Origin of the sequence: Ruminococcus flavefaciens, assembly GCF_900119075.1 — a bacterium.
Classification (GTDB): Bacteria; Bacillota; Clostridia; order Oscillospirales; family Ruminococcaceae; genus Ruminococcus; species Ruminococcus flavefaciens_Q.
In genome coordinates this window covers 66,068-86,730 of record NZ_FPIP01000011.1, presented here as the reverse complement: position 1 = coordinate 86,730, position 20,663 = coordinate 66,068, and the positions used below count along the sequence as shown (strand labels likewise).

General features: G+C 46.9%; 16 protein-coding genes. 11 read left to right on the top strand and 5 right to left on the bottom strand.

Translation table 11 applies throughout. The features are described 5' to 3' along the window. Positions 1-92: 92 nt before the first annotated feature. The 5 genes from BT105_RS15135 to BT105_RS13760 all read right to left on the bottom strand — a co-directional run bounded on the left by BT105_RS15135 (position 93) and on the right by BT105_RS13760 (position 5,561). Positions 93-1,235 (bottom strand): hypothetical protein, encoded by a 1,143-nt coding sequence (locus tag BT105_RS15135; RefSeq protein WP_177243996.1) that lies wholly within the window; start codon positions 1,233-1,235, stop codon positions 93-95. Between the two features lie 65 nt (positions 1,236-1,300). Then, positions 1,301-2,206, bottom strand: coding sequence for a PP2C family serine/threonine-protein phosphatase (locus tag BT105_RS13775; protein ID WP_177243995.1), 906 nt, complete (start codon positions 2,204-2,206; stop codon positions 1,301-1,303). 33 nt (positions 2,207-2,239) lie between these two features. Next, on the bottom strand, positions 2,240-3,109 hold the full coding sequence (locus BT105_RS13770; protein ID WP_072301268.1) for a vWA domain-containing protein: 870 nt from the start codon (positions 3,107-3,109) through the stop codon (positions 2,240-2,242). 43 nt (positions 3,110-3,152) lie between these two features. Further along, positions 3,153-4,496: a protein kinase domain-containing protein gene (locus BT105_RS13765; RefSeq protein ID WP_072301267.1), complete on the bottom strand. Its 1,344-nt coding sequence runs from the start codon at positions 4,494-4,496 to the stop codon at positions 3,153-3,155. A 21-nt stretch (positions 4,497-4,517) separates the two neighbouring features. Beyond that, positions 4,518-5,561 carry a leucine-rich repeat protein gene (locus BT105_RS13760; protein ID WP_072301266.1) on the bottom strand — a complete coding sequence of 348 codons (1,044 nt, stop codon included), beginning with the start codon at positions 5,559-5,561 and terminating at the stop codon, positions 4,518-4,520. A gap of 515 nt (positions 5,562-6,076) precedes the next feature. On the opposite strand from BT105_RS13760, the gene BT105_RS13755 reads away from it, so the two are divergent. The 11 genes from BT105_RS13755 to BT105_RS13705 all read left to right on the top strand — a co-directional run bounded on the left by BT105_RS13755 (position 6,077) and on the right by BT105_RS13705 (position 20,600). Then, a complete protein-coding gene (locus BT105_RS13755) occupies positions 6,077-7,450 on the top strand; it encodes a sugar ABC transporter substrate-binding protein (protein WP_072301265.1) in 1,374 nt (457 codons plus the stop codon). A 15-nt stretch (positions 7,451-7,465) separates the two neighbouring features. Then, the gene (locus BT105_RS13750; protein WP_072301264.1) at positions 7,466-8,665 is read left to right on the top strand and encodes a GGDEF domain-containing protein; all 1,200 of its coding nucleotides are present in this window, start codon (positions 7,466-7,468) and stop codon (positions 8,663-8,665) included. A 135-nt stretch (positions 8,666-8,800) separates the two neighbouring features. After that, the gene (locus tag BT105_RS13745; protein WP_072301263.1) at positions 8,801-9,349 is read left to right on the top strand and encodes a hypothetical protein; all 549 of its coding nucleotides are present in this window, start codon (positions 8,801-8,803) and stop codon (positions 9,347-9,349) included. A 176-nt stretch (positions 9,350-9,525) separates the two neighbouring features. Beyond that, positions 9,526-10,599 (top strand): GumC domain-containing protein, encoded by a 1,074-nt coding sequence (locus BT105_RS13740; protein WP_072301262.1) that lies wholly within the window; start codon positions 9,526-9,528, stop codon positions 10,597-10,599. 37 nt (positions 10,600-10,636) lie between these two features. After that, positions 10,637-12,382: a [Fe-Fe] hydrogenase large subunit C-terminal domain-containing protein gene (locus BT105_RS13735; RefSeq protein ID WP_081367921.1), complete on the top strand. Its 1,746-nt coding sequence runs from the start codon at positions 10,637-10,639 to the stop codon at positions 12,380-12,382. Positions 12,383-12,572: 190 nt separating this feature from the next. Beyond that, positions 12,573-14,081, top strand: a complete 1,509-nt coding sequence (locus BT105_RS13730; protein ID WP_072301261.1) for a carboxylesterase/lipase family protein — start codon at positions 12,573-12,575, stop codon at positions 14,079-14,081. An 11-nt stretch (positions 14,082-14,092) separates the two neighbouring features. Then, on the top strand, positions 14,093-15,508 hold the full coding sequence (locus tag BT105_RS13725; protein ID WP_072301260.1) for a family 43 glycosylhydrolase: 1,416 nt from the start codon (positions 14,093-14,095) through the stop codon (positions 15,506-15,508). A gap of 324 nt (positions 15,509-15,832) precedes the next feature. Then, positions 15,833-17,158 (top strand): ABC transporter substrate-binding protein, encoded by a 1,326-nt coding sequence (locus BT105_RS13720; protein WP_072301259.1) that lies wholly within the window; start codon positions 15,833-15,835, stop codon positions 17,156-17,158. Between the two features lie 102 nt (positions 17,159-17,260). After that, positions 17,261-18,145 carry a carbohydrate ABC transporter permease gene (locus BT105_RS13715; protein WP_072301258.1) on the top strand — a complete coding sequence of 295 codons (885 nt, stop codon included), beginning with the start codon at positions 17,261-17,263 and terminating at the stop codon, positions 18,143-18,145. A 14-nt stretch (positions 18,146-18,159) separates the two neighbouring features. Further along, positions 18,160-19,032 carry a carbohydrate ABC transporter permease gene (locus tag BT105_RS13710; RefSeq protein WP_072301257.1) on the top strand — a complete coding sequence of 291 codons (873 nt, stop codon included), beginning with the start codon at positions 18,160-18,162 and terminating at the stop codon, positions 19,030-19,032. A 95-nt stretch (positions 19,033-19,127) separates the two neighbouring features. Next, complete coding sequence (locus BT105_RS13705) at positions 19,128-20,600, top strand: arabinosylfuranosidase ArfA (RefSeq protein WP_072301256.1); 1,473 nt, start codon at positions 19,128-19,130, stop codon at positions 20,598-20,600. Positions 20,601-20,663 lie beyond the last annotated feature (63 nt).

Sequence of the window (20,663 nt, the reverse complement as noted above, 5' to 3'; positions counted from 1 at the left end):
TATCTTTTTGAGATAAAATAATTATAACATATGTGAACAAAAAAAGCAATACCTAAACCTTTATAAAAATAATATGTCAATATTGGTCAAACTCACATTTTTTTCTTAAAGTTTAAGTTAGCCTTTGCGACTTTCTTTCTGTCCTTAGCCTGCTTGAGCATATCTTCCTTGGACATTCCATCGCCGCCTGCTGCACCTGTTGTATCCGCATCATCATCGTCAAGGAAATTGCTGAGTCTCTTCTTGTAAGCGCTCTCGCCGTTTGACTTTGAGGTGAGAGTAACGCTTACGCTCTGACTCTGCTGATAAACGCTTCTCATATTTCCGCCGTGAACGGAAGGACCTGCATAACCCTGTCTGTATGGAGCAGCGTTCATAGGCTGCTGATACATATTATTGGGCATACCGTTATTGAAGCCGCCCTGCTGAGGATAGCCGCCCTGCTGGGGATAACCGCCGTGTGCAGGATAGCCGCCCTGCTGAGGATAGCCCTGCTGCTGAGGATAACCGCCCTGCTGAGGATAACCCTGCTGTGGGAAGCCGCCCTGCTGAGGATAGCCCTGCTGTGGGAAGCCGCCCTGCTGAGGATAGCCCTGCTGCTGTGGGAAGCCGCCCTGCTGTGGGTAGCCCTGCTGCTGAGGATAACCCTGCTGTCCGTAAACATTTGGGAAACCGCTTGCGCCCTGCTGCTGAGCTGCCTCAGTGTTCTCATAGAGGGAATTAGCTGCGTCCTGATTATTGGTTTCTTTATTGAACGGATTAGCGTCATCGACGTCGATACCGCTTGCGAAATCAGCAGGAGCGCCTAATTCTGACTCGTCGTAGCCGCTGAGGAAATCAGGAGCTGCGTCGGCAGGAACTATAGTAGTAGCGATAACTTCCTCATCTGGAGAAAGAACTACCTTACAGCTGCTGTTGTCAACGCTTGAATTTACGAGAAGAGAAAGAGCCTCTTCATCAGGTTTGAAATAGCTGTAGTCATCAAGAGAGATGACGATCATCTGCTTTGCAATAACGTGCTTTGCAGTAATAATGGACATAACTGCGATCTTTTCAGCGGGAACCTCTTCAACTGTGCCCTCGTTTATGGATACAGTGGACACTCCCGAATAGATCTCGTCAGAATCAGCGATTATGAGGCAGAGATTGGCGTCATAATTCACCAGCTCAGGTCTTTTTTCCTTTAGAGTTTCCGCAAAATTCTTAGCTGTGTTGTAGAAAGAACCTATTTCCATAAAAAACACCACTTTTCTTAATTTATTAAACGCTGCCTATGCGTTTATGAAGATCAAGGCTTATGTCATACTTTTTTATTCAGCAGAGCTGCCTTACGGTCGGCAGCTGCCTGTTTATTTTCTTCGACCTTCTTTTTCAGAACGTCGAGCTTTTCATTGAGCAGCTCCTCGTTATAGATACAAGAGAGGGATATATCGTCTTCTGTACCAAAACGGGAACGTTTAGCCAGATTATTCTTGATGACCTCCTTGAAGGTATCGAGATTAGCCAGCTGGCTTGTGATTATAGTATGGTAATCGAGAAAATCGTACTCGCTGCCGAAGGACGTATAGAGTCCGTCGGTAGAGCCGTAAAGAGCTATAAGCTTTTTCTTTGGTGCATAGAAGCTGCTGAACATACCTGCAGCATTTGAGTTGCACACAGAAGCGGTAACATTGGCAGGAGCAGATTCGTTATATTCCATTGGCATAACAGCCTTACAGTCATCGAAGATAGCTACGAGACTTCCGTCGCCGATCTGTACGCCGAATGTATAATCATCTCCTGCAACGGCGGCAACGAGTGTAGAGCCGTAGTAAGACTCAGGCAGAATAGCCTCGAATTCCTCGGGAGTAAATTTGCTTTTCTCCTCATCGGTAACGGGATTTTCAGCAAGATGCTTATCGATCTTCATATTCCAGTTAGAGATTATCTGCTTTTCGATATTTTTAATGATGAGCTTATGATTGACGGGAAGATTTTTCTCAAAAGCCTCGCGGTCCTCATAGAATCTGTCGATAGCCTCTATAGCAGCTTCAACAGCGAATTTAGAGCCCATATGGCTTCTGAAATGCTTTTTGCTTCCGTGTCCGTCAGCAACTACAGCTATAGCGTAGTGATCGCCCACCTTGAAAGCAGAGCTGTCCTGGCAAACGAGATTGGTCTTTTCATGACTTGCGCCCATGACCGAATGGCTGAAGCCGTTGAACATAATTTTTCAGTCCTCCTCAGAAGTTTTGAAATATTACCAGCCTGTATCGAAGGGCACGTCGTCTCCGTCTGTCTGGGTGCTTACCAGCTCCTGGATCTGCTGACCGAGGAGCTTCTGCTTTGCAGCGAAAACGTCCTCTTCTGCAAGCTCATGACTTGTATCGTCAGAGAGAGTCATACTCTTACTGCCTATCTGTGACGATGTAACGGCGATGATCTTGATCATCTGAGCCAGCTGTCCGCCTGAATATGCGTGAACAACGGTATCCTTTGAGCCTGTGAACTCAGCGAGGATATTATCGTTAGCTTCCTGACCTATACCGAGAGCGGCTTTAAGTCCGAATTTATACCAGCTGTTGGTCTGGAGCTCTCTGAGACCTTCCTTATAGTCGTCTGACGGATAACCGTCTGTCATGAGGAAGATAACGGGAGCGAAAGAAAGTGAGGGTGAATTGAGGAAGCTGTTTCTTGACATTCTGTGGTTGAGCTCCTTGAAAGCTGCGCCCATGCTGGTAACGCCGCTTGCACGGAGTCTTGCCCACTCAAAGTCCTCTATCGGGATAGGATTGGAGTACATCCATCTTACCTCTGTAGAGAAAGTGAGGACAGCTACCTTTACTTCTGTATCAGCTTCGCCGACTCTGCGTATCTCGGGGATAAGCTCTTCCATAACGGTATTGAGCTCGCCCATTTTCTTTCCCTTCATACTTCCTGATGTATCTATAAGGAAGAATATTACAAGGCTCTTTTTGGAAACGCTTGTAGCGCTGAGGGGATCGTCGTCAAAATCGAGAATGCTGTTATCGGACTCGGGAGCTGTAGATACAGTTTCTTTTGTATCGAAATCATCCAGAGGATTAGCGTTTGCATTTACCTCAGGTTCTGTAACACGTTCATTGCTCATAATTTAATACATCCTTTCAGTATTACTGCTTTGGCTAAGCAGATTAGATCTGTGCTTTTACTTCGCCAAAATCGATCTCAAGCCCCTGCCAAACAGGGAATCCCTTACCGGGAGCTATGTCATAGAACTTTCCGTCGGGCATCTTAGCCTTCCATTGTCTGTCGGAGCAATTCTTTATACCGAGAACGCCCGGTTTGAGCTTATTTTCAACAAGCTCGCCTGCAACGGCTGTAAAGTCGTCGGATTCGGGGAGTATCTCGCAGGTATAGAATTTGCAGCCAAGATAAAGGGGTGTGCGGTAATCGCGGTTGCTGAATCCGATAGTCACGAATTCCATTCCGCACTTCGGGCACTTGAATGTCTTTTCATTCTGATGAATAAACATTGAGCTGAAGTTTGTTCTTCCGCAGCCGCACTGTATGATCTCTGATCTAAGGCGTATGAACAGCTTCTGCCATTCGTTCTCGATGATACGCTTTGTAGGATCGCTGACGCCTGTGGTGAATGAACGGATAAAGGCGTCTTTTATATAATCGGGATAGATTCTCCAGAATTTGATGATGTTGTCGTGGATACCTCTTACTGGACGGTTAGAGTCGTCATCGGGATCGTACACGAAAACTGCGTTCTGACCGTAGTGCTTGAGCTCAGAGGACTCTGTAAGGCAGACGTCGCGGACTACCTTTTCGCCCTCCATAGGATCGCCTCTGAAGAGAAGCTTGAAGAGCACTACTGCGAGAGAATACTTATCGGTCTGGACATTAGGCTGAGCTATGCCTCTTACGACCTCAGGCGCCATGTAGCCCGGCTTACCGCCGATACCGAAGTTGCTTCCGTCAGGGGCGATGTTATCACAGTCGCAGACGAGAACGGCACCTGTATTAACATTAATAAAGAAGCCGCCGTCGTTAAGGTCCTGATAGCTCTTACCAGCACGGTGGAGCTGTCGGAAAGCGTTTACGATATTGATGACGCAGGTCACCATAGCGCTGAGTGTGTTGAATTTTACAGGGCGCTTAACTCCGCGTCCTGTCAGCGGATCGATCTCCAGCTTATAGGTATTGAGGATATCAACGAAGGAATCAAAGCCCTCGGGCTTGAGCTCCATGATATATCCGAACGTACCGTCCTCTGCTTCCTTGGTGAGGTACTTTGGCCAGAGGAACTTGTTGCTGGGCGGACCGTCGTTTATATTGTTCTGGAGGTTCTTACGGAAAGCGGCAGGCTTGCTCATCTTATTGATGTCGTACCATTTGAGCGCCCATTTCTGACCGTTGAAGCGGACGAGGTAAACAATACCCTGACCACCGCTGCCGATAACGCTGAGCACCTTGGCTTTGCCGCCGAATTCCATTTCGACCTCTTGACCTATTTCAAGCTCTATCATATGATCTCATCCTTTCTTTTATTAGTCAAGCTCATATTCTTCAGCCGAGGTCACGAGGTTGAACCTTATTCCAGTGGCTAAACAGTATTTATGAACGTATGAATTTTCTATGCAGTAGATAACAAGATTGGGACAGTATGAGAAAGCATTTGCGTCGATGAACTTGATGCTTTCGGGTAAGAAGAGCTTTCTGAGCTTATCACAGCCCGAGAATGCTTCTGCTCCTATACTGCTTACGCTTGGCGGTATCTCGATGACCTCGAGGCTTGTACAGAATGAGAATGTACTGTCCTCAATTTCAAGAACACCGTCAGGTATCTTTACAACTACCAGATTTGAGCACTGGCTGAATGCGCCCTGCTTTATTATTCTCAGACCTTCGGGCAGCTCCAGACCTCTCAGACGCTTACATGAGGAGAAAGCATATTCTCCGATAGCAAGGAGCGTAGAGGGAAGCTGGATAGTTCTGAGCGAACCGAACTTATCGAAGCAGAAAGCTTCAAGCTTTGTATAGCCGTCGGGAATGGTGATATTTCCGCTGAGCCTGTATCTCAGAGCGTTACGCGGCATGAAAACCATTTCGTTGATATCGACAGGCCGCTTTTTAACCTCCTCAGTCTTCTTATCGCTGTCGTCCTCACTTTCGGGGAGAACTTTAAGATGCGATTCGTAAGGCCAGCCAAGAAGATATGTAAAGCAGGCAACAACGAATTCGGAGGCATTCTCCGAAAGGAAAAGGTCGCCGAGCATAAAGCTTTTAGCTTTCATAACAGCGATCTCATGGTTCTTATCCTCGAGAAGGATCTTGAGCACACCCATGTTATACATATTAATAAGTAAGCGGCGTTCCTTGTCGTAATCGGGGATATGATCGCTGAGAAGACCTATGAACCTGTCTTTATTGGCAACGGCTCTGGTGCCGTCGTTAACAACGATCGATCTAAGCTCATGCTGAAACTCCATAGTGTTTTCAAAGCCCTCGATATTCTGCGGTACAGGAGCACCGCACTGCGGGCAGGCAGAAAGCTTAGGGTCAAGTGGTGCGTTGCATTTCTCGCATTGCATGATCTCTCCTCCTGACTTAAAAATATAGCAGCGCAAAGTTAAATATGCGTATTTATATTGTTATCACGTTTAGTATAACACTTTTCTATTTTAATGTCAAGGGAAATGAAAGGCGAAAAACAAAATTGAATTATCTTTTACAAAAACCGAGCCTTGTATTTGTGCAAATTTTTTAAGTTCATTACAGGGCGTAATATCGGGAAAAAATATTATTCTCGGAATTGGCTGAGCCAATATTTGTATACTTATTTGTGGAATAAACCCGTCGTATAAAATTGTTTAAAATGCATACAAATAATTTGATATTTTTGTATATCGCGCGAATGATGTTTTTACAAATTGTTGTTGAAATTCAGATAAAAATGTGTTAGAATATGTTATGGATATCAATCTATAGCCTGACAGGGGTAATGCCGCACGCTCATAAGTTCCATGATATGAGGATGTAAATGGAATATCAAGCAGATATCCTGCGGCGGTTTCAGGTATAATTGATCAATAAGGAGGTTCAGCATATGAACAAGAAAAAAAGAAGTACGTTCAAGTCAGCTGCAGCAGGCTTACTTGCTGCTGCAATGCTCGTAACAGGTGGCTGCGGACAGAAACAGACAGGCCCTCCAGGTTCACAGGGCGGTGGCGGAACAATCGCTGTTATCACTAAGCAGCAGCTCAGTTTCTGGGACGACGTAAAGAAGGGCGCTCAGGACGCCTGCGACGAATTCGGCTATGATATGGTATATACCGTTGCCGACGGTGATAACGACTACGTTACACAGATCGCCGCTATCAATGACGCTATAAACAAAAAGGCAAAGGCTATCGTAATAGCTCCTAACAGTGAAAAGGATCTTAACGAGGCTCTTACAAAGGCTATCGACAGCGGTATCAAGGTAGTTGTTATCAACTCGGAGATCGATGCTTCAATGAACGAACTGCTTGCTTCACGTATCGGTTCGTCAGAGTCTGACGGTGGTACCGTTGCTGCTAAGAATGCAATAGCTGCTTATAAGAACAAGGGCGGCGACCTTGCAAATGTTGGCAAGATCGGTATCATAGGACATACCGCAGGTACAGCAGAGAACCGTATCAACGGCTTTATAACCAGAATGACAAATAAAATTGCAGAGGCCAATGGTATCGAGGTACCTGAGGAGAATCCGTATGCAGCTCTCGCAGCAGCAGGCGGACAGGGCGGTCCTCCCGCAGGCGTTCAGGGCGGTCCTCCCGCAGGCGTTCAGGGCGGCGACGCTGCTGCAGCAGCACAGGCAGCTCAGGCAGGCGCTCAGGCAGGTGCACAGGCGGCACAGGCAGGCGCTCAGGGTGCACAGGGTGCACAGGGTGCTCAGGGCGAGCAGGCAGCTGATGTAAATGAAGAGGACCTTACAGAGCTCGAAAGGGCTGAGCGAGTTGTTGCACAGCACGAGGCAGAGACCAAGGCTGAAGGCGAGCGTAAGCTGGCACAGATAAAGAAGAACTTTGTACAGACAGATCGCTGCTCAAGAGTAGATGAAGCAAAGGAAGCTACAAAGAAGCTCCTCGGAACAGACGGAAACGGCTTCTCTATCCTCTTCGCAACAAATACAAACACAACACTGGGTGTTTGCGCAGCTGTTGAAGAGCTCGGTCTTTCAGGCAAGATCACAATTGTTGGCTATAACTCTGACGAGGAAGAGCTTGCTTACATCAGAAGAGGCGTTCTCGATGGTGTTATCCTTCAGAACCCATACATCATCGGCTACGTTGGTGTAAGATACGCTAAGCAGCACGTTCAGGGAGGCGGCACAGCTCCTCAGCTGGATACAGGCGTTACATTCGTAAATGCAGGAAACATGAATGAAGAGTATATACAGCTTCTCCTGTATCCTGATAAATATTCCGAAAAATTATAATGGAGGTGGATAAGTATGGCAAAAGCTTCAAGTAAAAAAGGTTCGGGCGGATATGTTTTCGCTGCTATCCTTATCGCTGTCATTTATATAATCAATACGCTCCTCGTTGAGAATATCTATTCGAGCAATATGAAGACCTCAAAGACGACATCGACCTGTATGAATTCTCTTAACAGAATCCACAGCTATCTTTCAGAGCTCAACCAGAACTCACTGAGTATCGCTGCAGGCGTTGGAAGTCCTATGGCTCTCATCGCTCAGACAGACGGTCTGTATGCAAATATTCAGGACGCTGAGGCACAGTTCGAGTCTGTCGAGGGCGTATCTCCCGAGGTCACAAAGAGATACAGCTACGCTAAGGCAATGATCGATACCTATAAGAGGACACTTGATGGTCTCGGTACAGGTACGGTTATGTCAGGTGATAAGGACGCTATGTCAGATGTCATGAACTTTGAACTTTATCCGCTTCAGGTCACAGCTTCAGAGATGCTTACATCTACTATCGATATAGTTAATATGGACACCGCAAAGCTGAATGCAAAGAATACTGCAAAGTCCTACCTCCTCATGACTATCATGATGATAATCGCTATCCTCGCTGAGCTTGCTGTATGGCTGTTCGCAAGAAGAGCAAAGAAGGCAAGACAGGAACTGGAAGAGCGAGAGATGAAGCTTGCAGAGGTCGATGCAAAGCTCAAGAATACACGTCAGAAGGCAAGCGACCTTGCTGTTATGAACGTTCTTACAGGTATGAAGAACCGTTATGCTCTTGATAACGACCTCAGCGACAGACTTGAATCAGGCAGATTCCAGATCGCTGTATTCGATATGGATAACTTCAGAAGCATCAACGATACCTACGGCTATGACTTCGGTGATGAGTACCTCGCAGCTGTTTCCGAGAGACTCAAGCAGGAGTTCAGCGATGTTGCAGAGATCTACAATATCACAGGTAACGAGTTCTGCTTCGTATTCAACAAGAATATCTCAGAGAGCCAGGCAACAGGTATTGCACAGAATATCCAGCGTGTAATGAGCAGCCCCTACGAGGTGCTCAACCTTACGGTTCAGCTTCCATGCTCAGGCGCTGTTTACCACTACCTGCCGGGCGACTGCCTCAACGTCAACTCCGTTCTCGTTAAGCTCGATACAGCTATGAGAAACGCTAAGATGAACGGCGGTAACATGATAACTACTGTAATGAATATCTAAATTATAATAAAAAACTGCGGCTGTCAGCATTGACAGCCGCTTTTTTTGCACCTTTTGGGTAAAAAAGATTGACATATAATTGGAAAGGTGGTAAAATATACACACACGGATATTTATGAAAGGCAGGTGTTAAGAGTGAAAAAGTTCGCAGTGTACAGATCGGCTACGGGAAAGTACTGCTATCAGTACGCTGATACTTTAGAAGCTCTTGAAGGCACAGGCTTTGAGGATATCATAACCGAGGAACAGCTCCCCGTGGTTTTCGACGGCAGGGGCGGCTATTTCAGATTCCGTGAGAACGATCCCCATTTTTTGCAGGTGGTGGAAACAGACAAGGAGTCTCCCCTGGAGCTTGAGGATATGTTCGCCAAGAATTCCCCCGATTTCAAGCTGGGCTGGATATCTCCCGAGGGCGATACCTACTCCTGTGCATTTACCAATCATGCAAAGTGCGCCAAGATGATAGCCCAGAAATTCTACCCTGATATGAGATTTCCCGAGACAGCCCTTGATAAAAAAGGCTGGCTTCAGGTAATAGACTCATGGAACGGCAAGGAGCGTCAGCACGGACAGTTCGTCTTTACTGACCGCGGCATTATAACCCGTAAACAGGCGGATAAGCTTTTTGATCTGGGCTTATATTATAATGAAGAGGTACAGAAAATACTGAGAGAAGACGATTAAAAGCCAAAGACAGATCATCAGTTGACATATATTGGGCGGTTTACATAAAACCGCCCTGTTTTTTGTGCAGTTTTTTTATTGACTATATTGTCTTTTTGGTGTATAATATTACTATATCATACTCGATAAGTGCGCAGACTTAGGTTTCGGTCGGGTGGTTCAAGGAGGATATTGATATGGCAGAAACAAGATTTATTAAAACAGTCACTTTCGGCGGATATGAAAAAGAATCTGTTATACGACGCATGGAGTACCTCAACGAGCAGGTGCATGACCTGAGAAACGAGCTAAGAGAGACTAAGCTTTTGCTTGAAGCTTATAAAAAAGGAACAGACGAGGAAAAGGCTCTCGAAGCCGTGCTTTCAGAGGAGCGTGCAAAGCTCACACAGGTGCAGGTCCAGAATAATACCCTTAACTTGAAGCTAAAGGCTACTGACGACGAGAATGAGAAATATGTTCAGCAGGTAAAAGACCTTAACGACGAGATAGCTGAACTTAAAGATAAGCTCAAGGCTACCGAATCAAAGTGCGCGGCTCTCATGGCTCAGGACGAGGCTATGGCGCTGAGCAATGTCTTCATCGAGGCGCAGAAGTCGTCTTCCATGCTGGAGGGCACTGCAAAGGCTAAGGCTGCGGAAATAGAGTTCCAGACAAAAAAGCTGGCTGAGAATATCGTCTCAGACGCAAACGTAGAGGCTCAGCAGATAATCTTCGAGGCAGAGAGAACTGCTGCCGAGACTATCGCAGAGGCACAGACAAAAGCCGAGCAGATGAGCGCGGCTTCAAATAACCTGAGAGCTTCTGTGCTGGAGGACGTAAATACCCTCAAAATGCACATGGCCAAGGTAAGAGACGCCCTTGAAGGCTTCCGCAATGTGGGCGTTACAAAGTTGGTAGAGGCTGACAACTGCCTTAACAAGACCGAGGAGGCTCTTAAGCAGGGCGGAGTTCCCGTATTCAAGATACCCGAGGCTGTACAGCCTGATATACCCGAAAAACCGATGACTCTTTCAGAAAAGATACATAACGACGAGGATAAGCGCAAAAAGCAGGAGGAGCTGGATAAGCTCAAGCAGATGGCTGACTCGATCGGCAGCAAGAAAGACGACAAGAGTGATAAGGAAGATGAGAGTTTTTCTGAAAATGCCGAAGGGGATAATGCCGAAAAGCCGCAGAACGGCGAGAAAAAGGGCGGCAAGCTTGACCTTGCAGCTTTGGCAGCAAAGGCAAATTCTCTTAAGAATAAGTAATGTTTGATTTTTTAATGTCGTAAGGAGTTTATATAATATGAGTGAATTGATCATTGTAAAACCCGAAAAGTGCGTCGGCTGTAATGCCTGCGTAAGAGAATGTCCGGCTCCCGAGGCTAATATCGTAAAGCAGCTTGAGGACGGACGTTTCATAACCATGGTAAACCATGACAAGTGTATCGGCTGCGGCGAGTGCGTAAAGAAGTGTACTCACGGAGCAAGAGACTATATCGACGATACCGACGATTGTATTTCCGATATCATCAAGGAAAAGCTTATAATCATGGCTTCTCCTGCTATAAAGACAGTTCTGCCCACAAAGTGGAAGGGCGTTCTTGACTGGTTCAAGAAGCAGGGCTGTACTATATTCGACGTTTCTTTCGGTGCTGATATCTGCACATGGGCTCATGTCAGAACTATGGATCAGGACAAGATAGGCAATATCGTTACTCAGCAATGTCCTGCTATCGTAAAGTACGTAGAAAAGTACCAGCCTAAGCTTTTACAGAACCTTTCACCTATCCACAGCCCTGTTGCGTGCAGTGCTATCTACATAAAGAAGTACCTGAGAAGAAACAATCCTATCGCTCTCATTTCTCCATGTATCGCTGAGAAGTATGAGGCACAGGATACAGAGCTCTTTGAGTACAACGTTACTATCAAGAAGCTCCTTGAATACTTCGACAGAAACGATATCAATATCGCTATAGACACCTCTGAGGACTATGAGTACAAGTTCGACGAGCCTCAGGGACAGATGGGCGCTATTTACTCACGTCCCGGCGGACTCAGAGACAATATGTGGCTCCACGATCCCGACCTTAACATCACCAACTCAGAGGGCGTACACAAGGTTTATTCCGAGATAGAGATGTACAGCAGAATGCCTGAGTCAAAGCACCCGAGAATATTCGACGTTCTCTCATGCGAGTTCGGATGTAATATCGGACCTGCTTCGGGCACAAAGCAGACGGTTTTCGACGCTATGACAACTATGAGAGCTATCGAAAACGAGGCTAAGGGCCGCCGTAAGTCAGGCGGTATCATGGGACGAGGCGACGACAAGCTCTTCAAGAAATTCGATGACGAGCTCCGCGTGGCTGACTTCCTGAGAAACTACAAGCCCTCTATGCCGTCACCTATCCCGAATATCAATCAGCTCCAGCCTATATTCGAGAAAATGGGTATGCATACCGAGGAGGAGCGCTCCTACGACTGTCATGCCTGCGGATATGACACCTGCCGCGATATGGCTATCGCTATATACAGAGGTCTCAATACTCCCGATAACTGTATCGTTCATGCTAAGTCTGTGCTCCTTGCAAGACACTCCGTACTGAACAGACAGAACGAGAAGCTTGCTGAGATAACAGAGGAAGTTCTCGCACTTTCTGACAAGCTCAAGGAGAATGTTGCAAATATTACCGATAATATGGAGAATATCGGCGAGTCCACATCAGCTACCAGCGAGAGAGCTGCCGTAGTTAAGGACCTTCTCGAAAACGTTGTTACCTTCTGTAACGATAACTCCACTATGGACGCAGACAGCGTATCACAGCTCACATCTATCCTTGAAACAACTATCGACGCATTCAGCGCCCTCGATGATAATGTTACCACCACAAACGAGAGCTCAGAGACTATCAATAAGTCCATCAACGATATCATCACACTTGTCGGAGATATCAATGAAGTCCTCGTAAAGGCTGAAAAAAATGGCAAGACCGAAAAGCTTGAAGACCTTGACAAGCTTGCTGAAGAGCAGGATAAAAAGGACGAATAAGCAGGACAATCAATATCAACGCCGATATTTCCTCGGGAATATCGGCGTTTGTTTGTTTTATAAGCTCCATGAGCCTGTCAGATTAAAAATTGGTCAGATATGCGCACGTTTTGTATTGCAATTTTTACTATTTAATGTTAAAATGTTTTCAGTATAACAGGAACTATTCCATAATAAAGGAGATGATACCATGCTAAGGACAGCAAATACCGAAAACGGACAGGTGCGCGGACTGCCCGCAGCAGACCCGAGGATAACCTCATTCAAGGGCATACCCTTTGCCGCTCCACCTGTGGGCGGGAACCGCTGGCGGGCTCCGCAGCCTGCCGAAAACTGGCAGGGCGTCCGAGAATGCTTTGAGTTCGCGCCTATATCCGTTCAGGATACCCCCGGCATAGGCGACGATATATACTGCCGGGAATGGCACGTAGACTCCGAGATACCCATGAGCGAGGACTGCCTCTACCTTAATATATGGACAAATGCAAAGTCCGCGGACGAGCGCAAGCCCGTGCTTGTATGGTTTTTCGGCGGCGCTTTTCAGTGGGGCTATACCGCAGAAATGGAGTTTGACGGCGAACGCCTTGCAAGGAGAGATATCGTCGTAGTTACAGTGAATTACCGCCTTGGCGCCTTTGGATTTCTCTGCCACCCTCAGCTGACAAGGGAGCAGCCTGACGCTCCCTGCAATTTCGGCAGTCTCGACCAGCAGGCAGGTCTCAGGTGGGTTCGCCGTAATATCGCCAATTTCGGCGGCGATCCCGATAATATAACCATAGCAGGACAGTCCGCAGGCGGCGGCAGTGTAATGGCACAAATGGCTTGCAGGGACAACGAGGGCGATTTCCAGAGGGCTGTGGTCATGAGCGGAGTGTTCGGCTCGCCCTATGAGGTCAATGACTTCTTTCTGCCCCAGAGTCCTGAACTGGCAGGCAAAAAGGGCGAAAGGCTCTTTGAGTATCTGGGCGTAAAGACACTTGAAGAGGCGAGGCGCCTTGACGCAGACTATATCCGCAGCAAGTATTCCGAGCTCCGCAATAAAGGCGAGATGTTCTTTACCATAGTGCAGGACGGGCGCTTCTGCACGCAGGATCCCATGGCGGCTTTCAGAAACGGCACACGTATCCGTGTACCCGTTATGGGCGGCAATACAGGGGACGAATTCATGGAGTTCATCAATGCGTCAGATGATGATGGGCTTGCAGAAAAGGCAAAGGAGTACTTCGGCGGCAGGGCTGAGGAGTTTCTGGCGCTTTCAGAAGCAAGAGTCAGGACGGAATTCGGATATGCGCCTGTTTCAGCTCCCGAGCTTGGGACAAAAGAGGCTTTTCTTGGCGAAAACAGTCAGAATGAGCCGAAAAACTGCTATTACTACCGTTTTATCCCTGATATCCCGGGAAAAGATAACGCAGGTACATTCCATTCGGTGGACCTATGGTTCTTTTTCGAGACATTGGCAAAATGCACCAGACCTTTTGAGGGCAGGCATTACGACCTTGCAAGGCAGATGTGCGATTACTGGGCTAATTTCATAAAGACGGGAGATCCCAACGGCTTTGACATCAACGGGAATAAGCTTCCGCAGTGGAAGCCCTATACCGATACAGACCGAAGTGAAATGCTGTTCACCAGTGACGGAGCTAAGGAGTCTGTCGAGCAGAGCAGACTTGTCAGGTTCCTGCTGGACAAAACGAAATAAGGAGGCATATTATGAGTAAGAAACAGGCATTCAATCCATATCTCCCAAGCTGGGAGTATATCCCCGACGGCGAGCCCTATGTATTCGGCGACCGCGTATACATCTACGGCTCTCACGACCTCTGGAACGGCTATGTGTTCTGTATGGGCGACTATGTTTGCTGGTCAGCCCCCGTTGACGATCTGGGAAACTGGCGCTATGAGGGCGTTATCTACCCCAGAAACGCCGATCCGCTCAATAAGGACGGTCATATGTGCCTTTATGCACCTGATGTAACAGTCGGTCCCGACGGAAGATACTACCTCTACTATGTCCTCGACAAGGTGGGCGTTATGTCTGTTGCGGTATGTGACGAGCCTGCGGGAAAGTACGAGTTCTACGGCTATGTACACTATCCTGACGGCACTCGTCTCGGAGAGAGAGAGGGTGACGAGCCACAGTTCGATCCGGGAGTTATCACCGAGGGCGGCAAGACCTATATGTACAGCGGATTCTGTCCGCAGGGCGACAAGTCCAGAACAGGCGCAAAGGCTGTTACACTGGATAAGGATATGCTGACCGTCATCACCGAGCCGCAGGCAGTGGTTTCGGGCACCTGTTACAGCGCAGGCACCGAGTTCGAGGGACACGCCTTTTTCGAGGCTTCGTCCATACGCAAGGTGAACGGAAAGTATTATTTCATATACTCTTCCGAGGTCATGCACGAGCTCTGCTATGCTGTCAGCGATGAACCTCTCGGCGGCTTCAGATACGGCGGCGTACTGGTCAGCAACACCGACCTGCATATTGGCACCTATAAGCCTGCGGATATGCCTGCAAGCCGCGGAGCCAACAATCACGGCAGTATTATCGAGATAAACGGCGAGTGGTATATCTTCTATCACAGACATACCAACGGCACATGGTTCTCCAGACAGGGCTGTGCGGAGAAGCTAACACTCAATGCCGACGGAAGCTTCATGCAGGCTGAGATGACCTCCTGCGGTCTCAACGGCGGACCTTTGGAGGGCAGAGGCGAATATCCTGCTTATATTGCCTGCAATATCTTCGGCAGGAAGCCCGAGCTCTATATCGGCGACCTCAATGCGCCCCGTATAGTGCAGGACGGCAGGGACGGCGACGAGGAGACAGGTTACATCTATAATATCAAGGACGGTACAAATATAGGCTTCAAGTACTTCGACTGCAAGGGCATAACCAAGGTCAGCATTACAACCCGCGGCTACGGCAATGGCTCTTTCGCGGTCAAGACTGCATGGGACGGCGAGGAGCTTGGCGAGATAGAGATCGACAACAGCAATATATGGAAGAAGTACACTGCTGATATCAGGATACCCGACGGCGTGAACGCTATATGGTTCACTTTCAAGGAAAAAGGCAGCTCTGACCTTTGTTCACTGTCCCTTGGTTCGTTCATTCTGGAATGATTATGGGGAAATGAGCGTATAATGTCAGTAAAGATTTATTAAAAAATAGGGTAAATTTTATTAAAAAAGCGTTACAAAGAGGTTAAATTTTGGGCTTTTCTAACCATTTTTTGCTATAATTGCATGAAATTTTCTGCTCGTTTATCTTTTTTTGCCTTTATTACAGATATTTATTGACAAGTTGTATATAATATGGTAAAATTTACAAAGAGCATCAAAGTGATGCCAGATCGTATTCGGTAAAACCGTAAGAACTTTGCCGTGCAGCATATGGTATAATATTTTTGATATGCAGCGGAGGCACTTAACCAGGAGGTAAGAGAAATGAAAAAAAGAAGAATTTTAGCAACAATTATGACAGCAGCAATGTTCGCTACAACACTTGGAAGCTGTGGTAACAGTTCAGGTGGATCCAATGGTTCTGCAAACAACGGTAACGGCAGCGGCTCCGGCTCAGGAAAGAAGAGCGATGTTCAGGAGCTCACATGGATGTTCTGGGATGACCTTGATGCTACTGAGGACCTTATCTCACTCGGCTACAAGGAGACTATCGAGAGATTCAACAAGGATAATGATGGCAAGTATCACGTAAAGCCTATCACAACAAACCTTGAAGAATACTATAACAAGCTCAATGCTCTTGTTGCAGCAGGTGATACACCTGACGTATTCATCGTAAGCCCCGGACCACAGCTCACAGACTATGTTGAGCCAGGCGTTGCAGCTCCTCTTGATGACTACCTCAACAAGGACGGCTGGAAGGATACATTCGCAGGCGACGCTGTATTCACACAGCAGACATACGACGGCAAGATATATGCTGTTCCGCTGAACACTGCGGCCGCTTGCTGCTTCTATAATACAGAGATGTTTGAGAAGGCAGGCGCTAAGGTTCCTACAAACTGGGACGAGATGATAGAGACTTGCGATAAGCTTCAGAGCGCAGGATATACTCCTATATCAATTTCCGCAGGTACTGCATGGTGCCTCTCAATGGTAGCAGGTTACCTCTGTGAGGCTGAGGGCGTAGATCTTGCTAAGCTGGCTGACGGTTCTGCTTCATGGGAGGATGGAAAGCTCGAGAGCGCTGCAAGCAAGCTTGTTGAATTATCCAAGTACTTCCAGAAAACAGCAGCAGGCGATACAAACGACGTTGCTACAGCTAATTTCTACAACGAGGAAGCTGCTATCCTTATCCAGGGCTCATGGGTAATCGCTCAGATAAACGGTTCTAACCCTGATTTTGAGTCCAAGTGCGGCGTATTCCAGTTCCCTGGCGTTGACAGAATAATCGCTAAGTCTGACTCACTCTGCATGAGCTCAACATCAAAGAATCCTGACGGTGCAGCAGCTCTTATCAAGTACTTCACAGACGATACAGCTCAGAAGTACACTGCTGAAAAGGGTGGTAAGATCCCTGTAACAAATGTTGATTATGATCCATCTGTAGCTCCTAAGCAGCTCTCATACGTTATGGACGTATTCAAGGGAGCAAAGGGTACATTCGGTTTCTATAACGAATCACTTCCTACAACAGAGACAGGCGCTCATTTCGACGATACCATGGTTGCTGTATTCCTCGGCGATATGAAGCCATCAGAGGCTGCAAAGGACATGGAGGATTACTACAAAGCAAACTGCAGAAAGTAATTTCTGACTGATTTCGAAAACATATAGGGGCGCGAACCCTGCGCCCCTATTTTGTTTTCAATATATTCTACCCTTAGTATTTTTGAAAGGAGTTGTTCCAGTATGGAAAAAATGCTTAGAAACAAGAAAGCACTCCTTGTTTTCATGCTTCCTGCATTCCTTTTGTTCACACTGGTGCTTTTTATACCGATCATTCAGTCGGTGTATTATTCATTATGTGATTATAAAGGCATGACAAAACCTGTTTTTATCGGATTTGATAATTACAAGAATCTGCTTCACGACAAGACATTCGGCATTGCCCTCAAGAACTCGATGTTTTTCCTCGTTTTCTCCTGTGTGTCACAGCTTCTCGTAGGTCTTATCTATGCAGCTATCCTCACAAACATCAAAAAAGGACGAAATCTGTTCAAGAACATAATCTATCTTCCCTGCGTACTTTCATCGGCTGCTCTCGGTCTGCTGTGGCTGTTCATATTCGGACCTAAGCTCGGTATCAATCAGCTCCTTATAAAATGGGGCGTTGAGAATCCGCCTCTCTGGCTGATGTCTACAAAGGGCACTATCCCTCTACCTATGTGGATGATCGCTTTTGTTTCCCTCTGGCAGTTCGTAGGTCAGTCAATGATGCTTTACATGGCTCAGATATCAGGTATAAGCAAGTCTCTCATGGAGGCAAGCTATATCGACGGCTGTACAAAGCCCATGACATTCAGATACATAACACTTCCTCTGATAAAGCCTATGGTTGCTACAGCCATGTCTCTCAATGCGATAGGCTCGCTGAAGTTCTTTGACCTTATCTGGAATATGACTACAGGCGGACCGAACCACAAAACAGAGGTCCTTGCGACTCACCTCTATCAGCAGTTCAAGTACTTCAAATACGGATATGCAAGTGCTATAGGCGTAGTGCTGCTCATACTCTGTCTGTTGGTAACACTGTTTATCAATAAGGTCGTAAAGACCGAACAGTACGAGATGTAAGGAGGTATAGTCTAATGAGCTATTCAAAAGTATATAAAGCTGAATCGGATCTGACCTCCAAGAAAAAGATATCGGGTATACAGATAGCTTTATATGTGTTCCTGATACTGATATGCCTGACCTACATATTACCTCTTCTGTGGGTGCTGAACGTATCGTTCAAGACCAATAAAGAGATATTTACCGCACCTTTTGCACTTCCCGAAAAAATATCATTTGAAAACTATTCCATTGCATGGACGGCAGGAAAGCTTGGAATATCCACACTTAACTCGTTCATTATATGTATTGTCACTCTGGTACTCAGCTCTCTCATCGGTTCTATGGCGGCATTTGCCATTGCCCGTCTGCGCTGGAAGGGTGCAAAGCTTGCAATGACATATTTCCTTACAGGTATGATGATACCTGTACACTGCGTACTTATCCCGCTTTTTACAAGATTTTCAAAATTAGGCCTTTCAAATTCACTTTTAGGACTTATACTTCCTTATCTTACCTGCTCGCTTCCGATAACCATATTCATTATGACAGGTTTCTTTAAGGGACTTCCAAATGAGCTTATCGAATGCGCTTGTATGGAGGGCGCGAATATCTTCCAGATATTCTTCAAAATATGTCTGCCCCTCAGTAAGACAGGTCTTTTTGTAACGGGACTTATGACCTTTGTCGGCAACTGGAACGAGCTTCTTATGGCTATGGTATTCATCTCAGATGACGCCAAGAAGACGCTTCCCGTAGCGCTGTCAAAGTTTGTCGGACCGCACGCTACTAACTATTCACAGATGTTTGCGGCTATTGTGATCGCTCTCATTCCTACTATAGTAGTTTACTGTGCATTCTCCAACAAGATCGTTGACGGTCTTACAGCAGGTGCTGTAAAGGGCTGATAAAACGTATTTTTGGGGTATTAATGAAGCATACTGTTTGTAAAGAAACAGCCTGTGCTATCAAAGATTACGTAATAAGATCTGGAGTTTAAGCTATGAAAGCAAAAATAACAATCAATACCTTGGATACTATCGGTGACATCGATCCCCGAATATACGGCTCTTTTATCGAGCATCTCGGACGGGCGGTCTACGGCGGCATCTATGAGCCGACACATGAGACCGCTGACGATATGGGATTCCGCAAGGACGTATTGGAACTGGTAAAGTCCCTGAATGTACCTGTTGTACGTTACCCCGGCGGTAATTTCGTATCAGGCTACAACTGGGAGGACGGTATCGGCGACAGGGCAAAGCGTCCGCGAAAGCTGGAGCTCGCATGGAACAGTATCGAGACCAATGAAATTGGCATTGACGAGTTTCAGGAGTGGGCAAAGCGTGCAGGCGCTGAAATAAATATGGCAGTGAACCTCGGTACCCGCGGCGCTGAAGATGCAAGAAACCTCGTTGAATACTGCAACCTTGACACAGATACATACTATGCTGATCTGCGCCGAAAAAACGGCTTTGAGAAGCCCTTCGGCATAAAGCTGTGGTGCCTTGGAAACGAGATGGACGGCGAATGGCAGATAGGACATAAAACTCCGCAGGAGTATGCACGTCTCGCCTGTGAGACAGCCAAGCTTATGAAGCTTACCGATCCTACCATAGAGCTTGTCGCCTGCGGCAGCTCAGCACCGACTATGCCTACATTTGGCGAATGGGAAAGGACTGTGCTGCGTGAGTGCTATGACCACGTGGACTACCTTTCCATGCACAGCTACTATGGCAACACAGATGATGACACCGATGATTTTCTTGCGTCGTCAATGGATATGGAGCAGTTCATCATAGATACTGCGAATATATGTGACGAGATAAAAGCGGAGAAGAAGTCCGATAAGGAGATAAAGCTTTCCTTTGACGAGTGGAATATCTGGTTCCACAGCAAGGAGCAGGATAAGCAGGTAAAGCCATGGCAGATAGCTCCGCCCCTTTTAGAGGATATCTTTAACGTTGAGGACGCGCTTGTTGTAGGCTGTCTGCTGATAACGCTTCTGAGACACTGCGACAGAGTCAAGGTAGCTTGTCTTGCACAGCTTGTCAATGTTATCGCACCTATCATGACCGAGACAGGCGGCAGACTGTGGATGCAGACAATTTATTATCCGTTCCTTCACTGTTCGGTGAACGGAAGGGGAAAGGCTCTGCGTACTGTCTGCGAATGCGGTACCTATGATACAAAGAATCACAGCAATGTGCCGTATGTCGATTGTATCGCAGCAGCAAACGGCAGCGATATCACGCTGTTTGCGGTAAACCGCTCGGCTGATGAGAGCTGCGTGCTTGAACTCAGCGGATTTGAGGGATACAGCCTTGTATCTCATACAGTTCTGACAGATGAAGATATGAAACGCTGCAACAGTGCGGACGAGCCTGATGCGGTATCACCTGTTCAGCAGGAAATAAGCGGAGAGGTAAGCCTTGTTCCGCGTTCATGGAATATGCTGAAATTTACTGTGAAATAATTGAACGCCCTGCCTGTATAACAACAGACAGGGCGTTTAATAATATATGTTGGTCATGAGTGT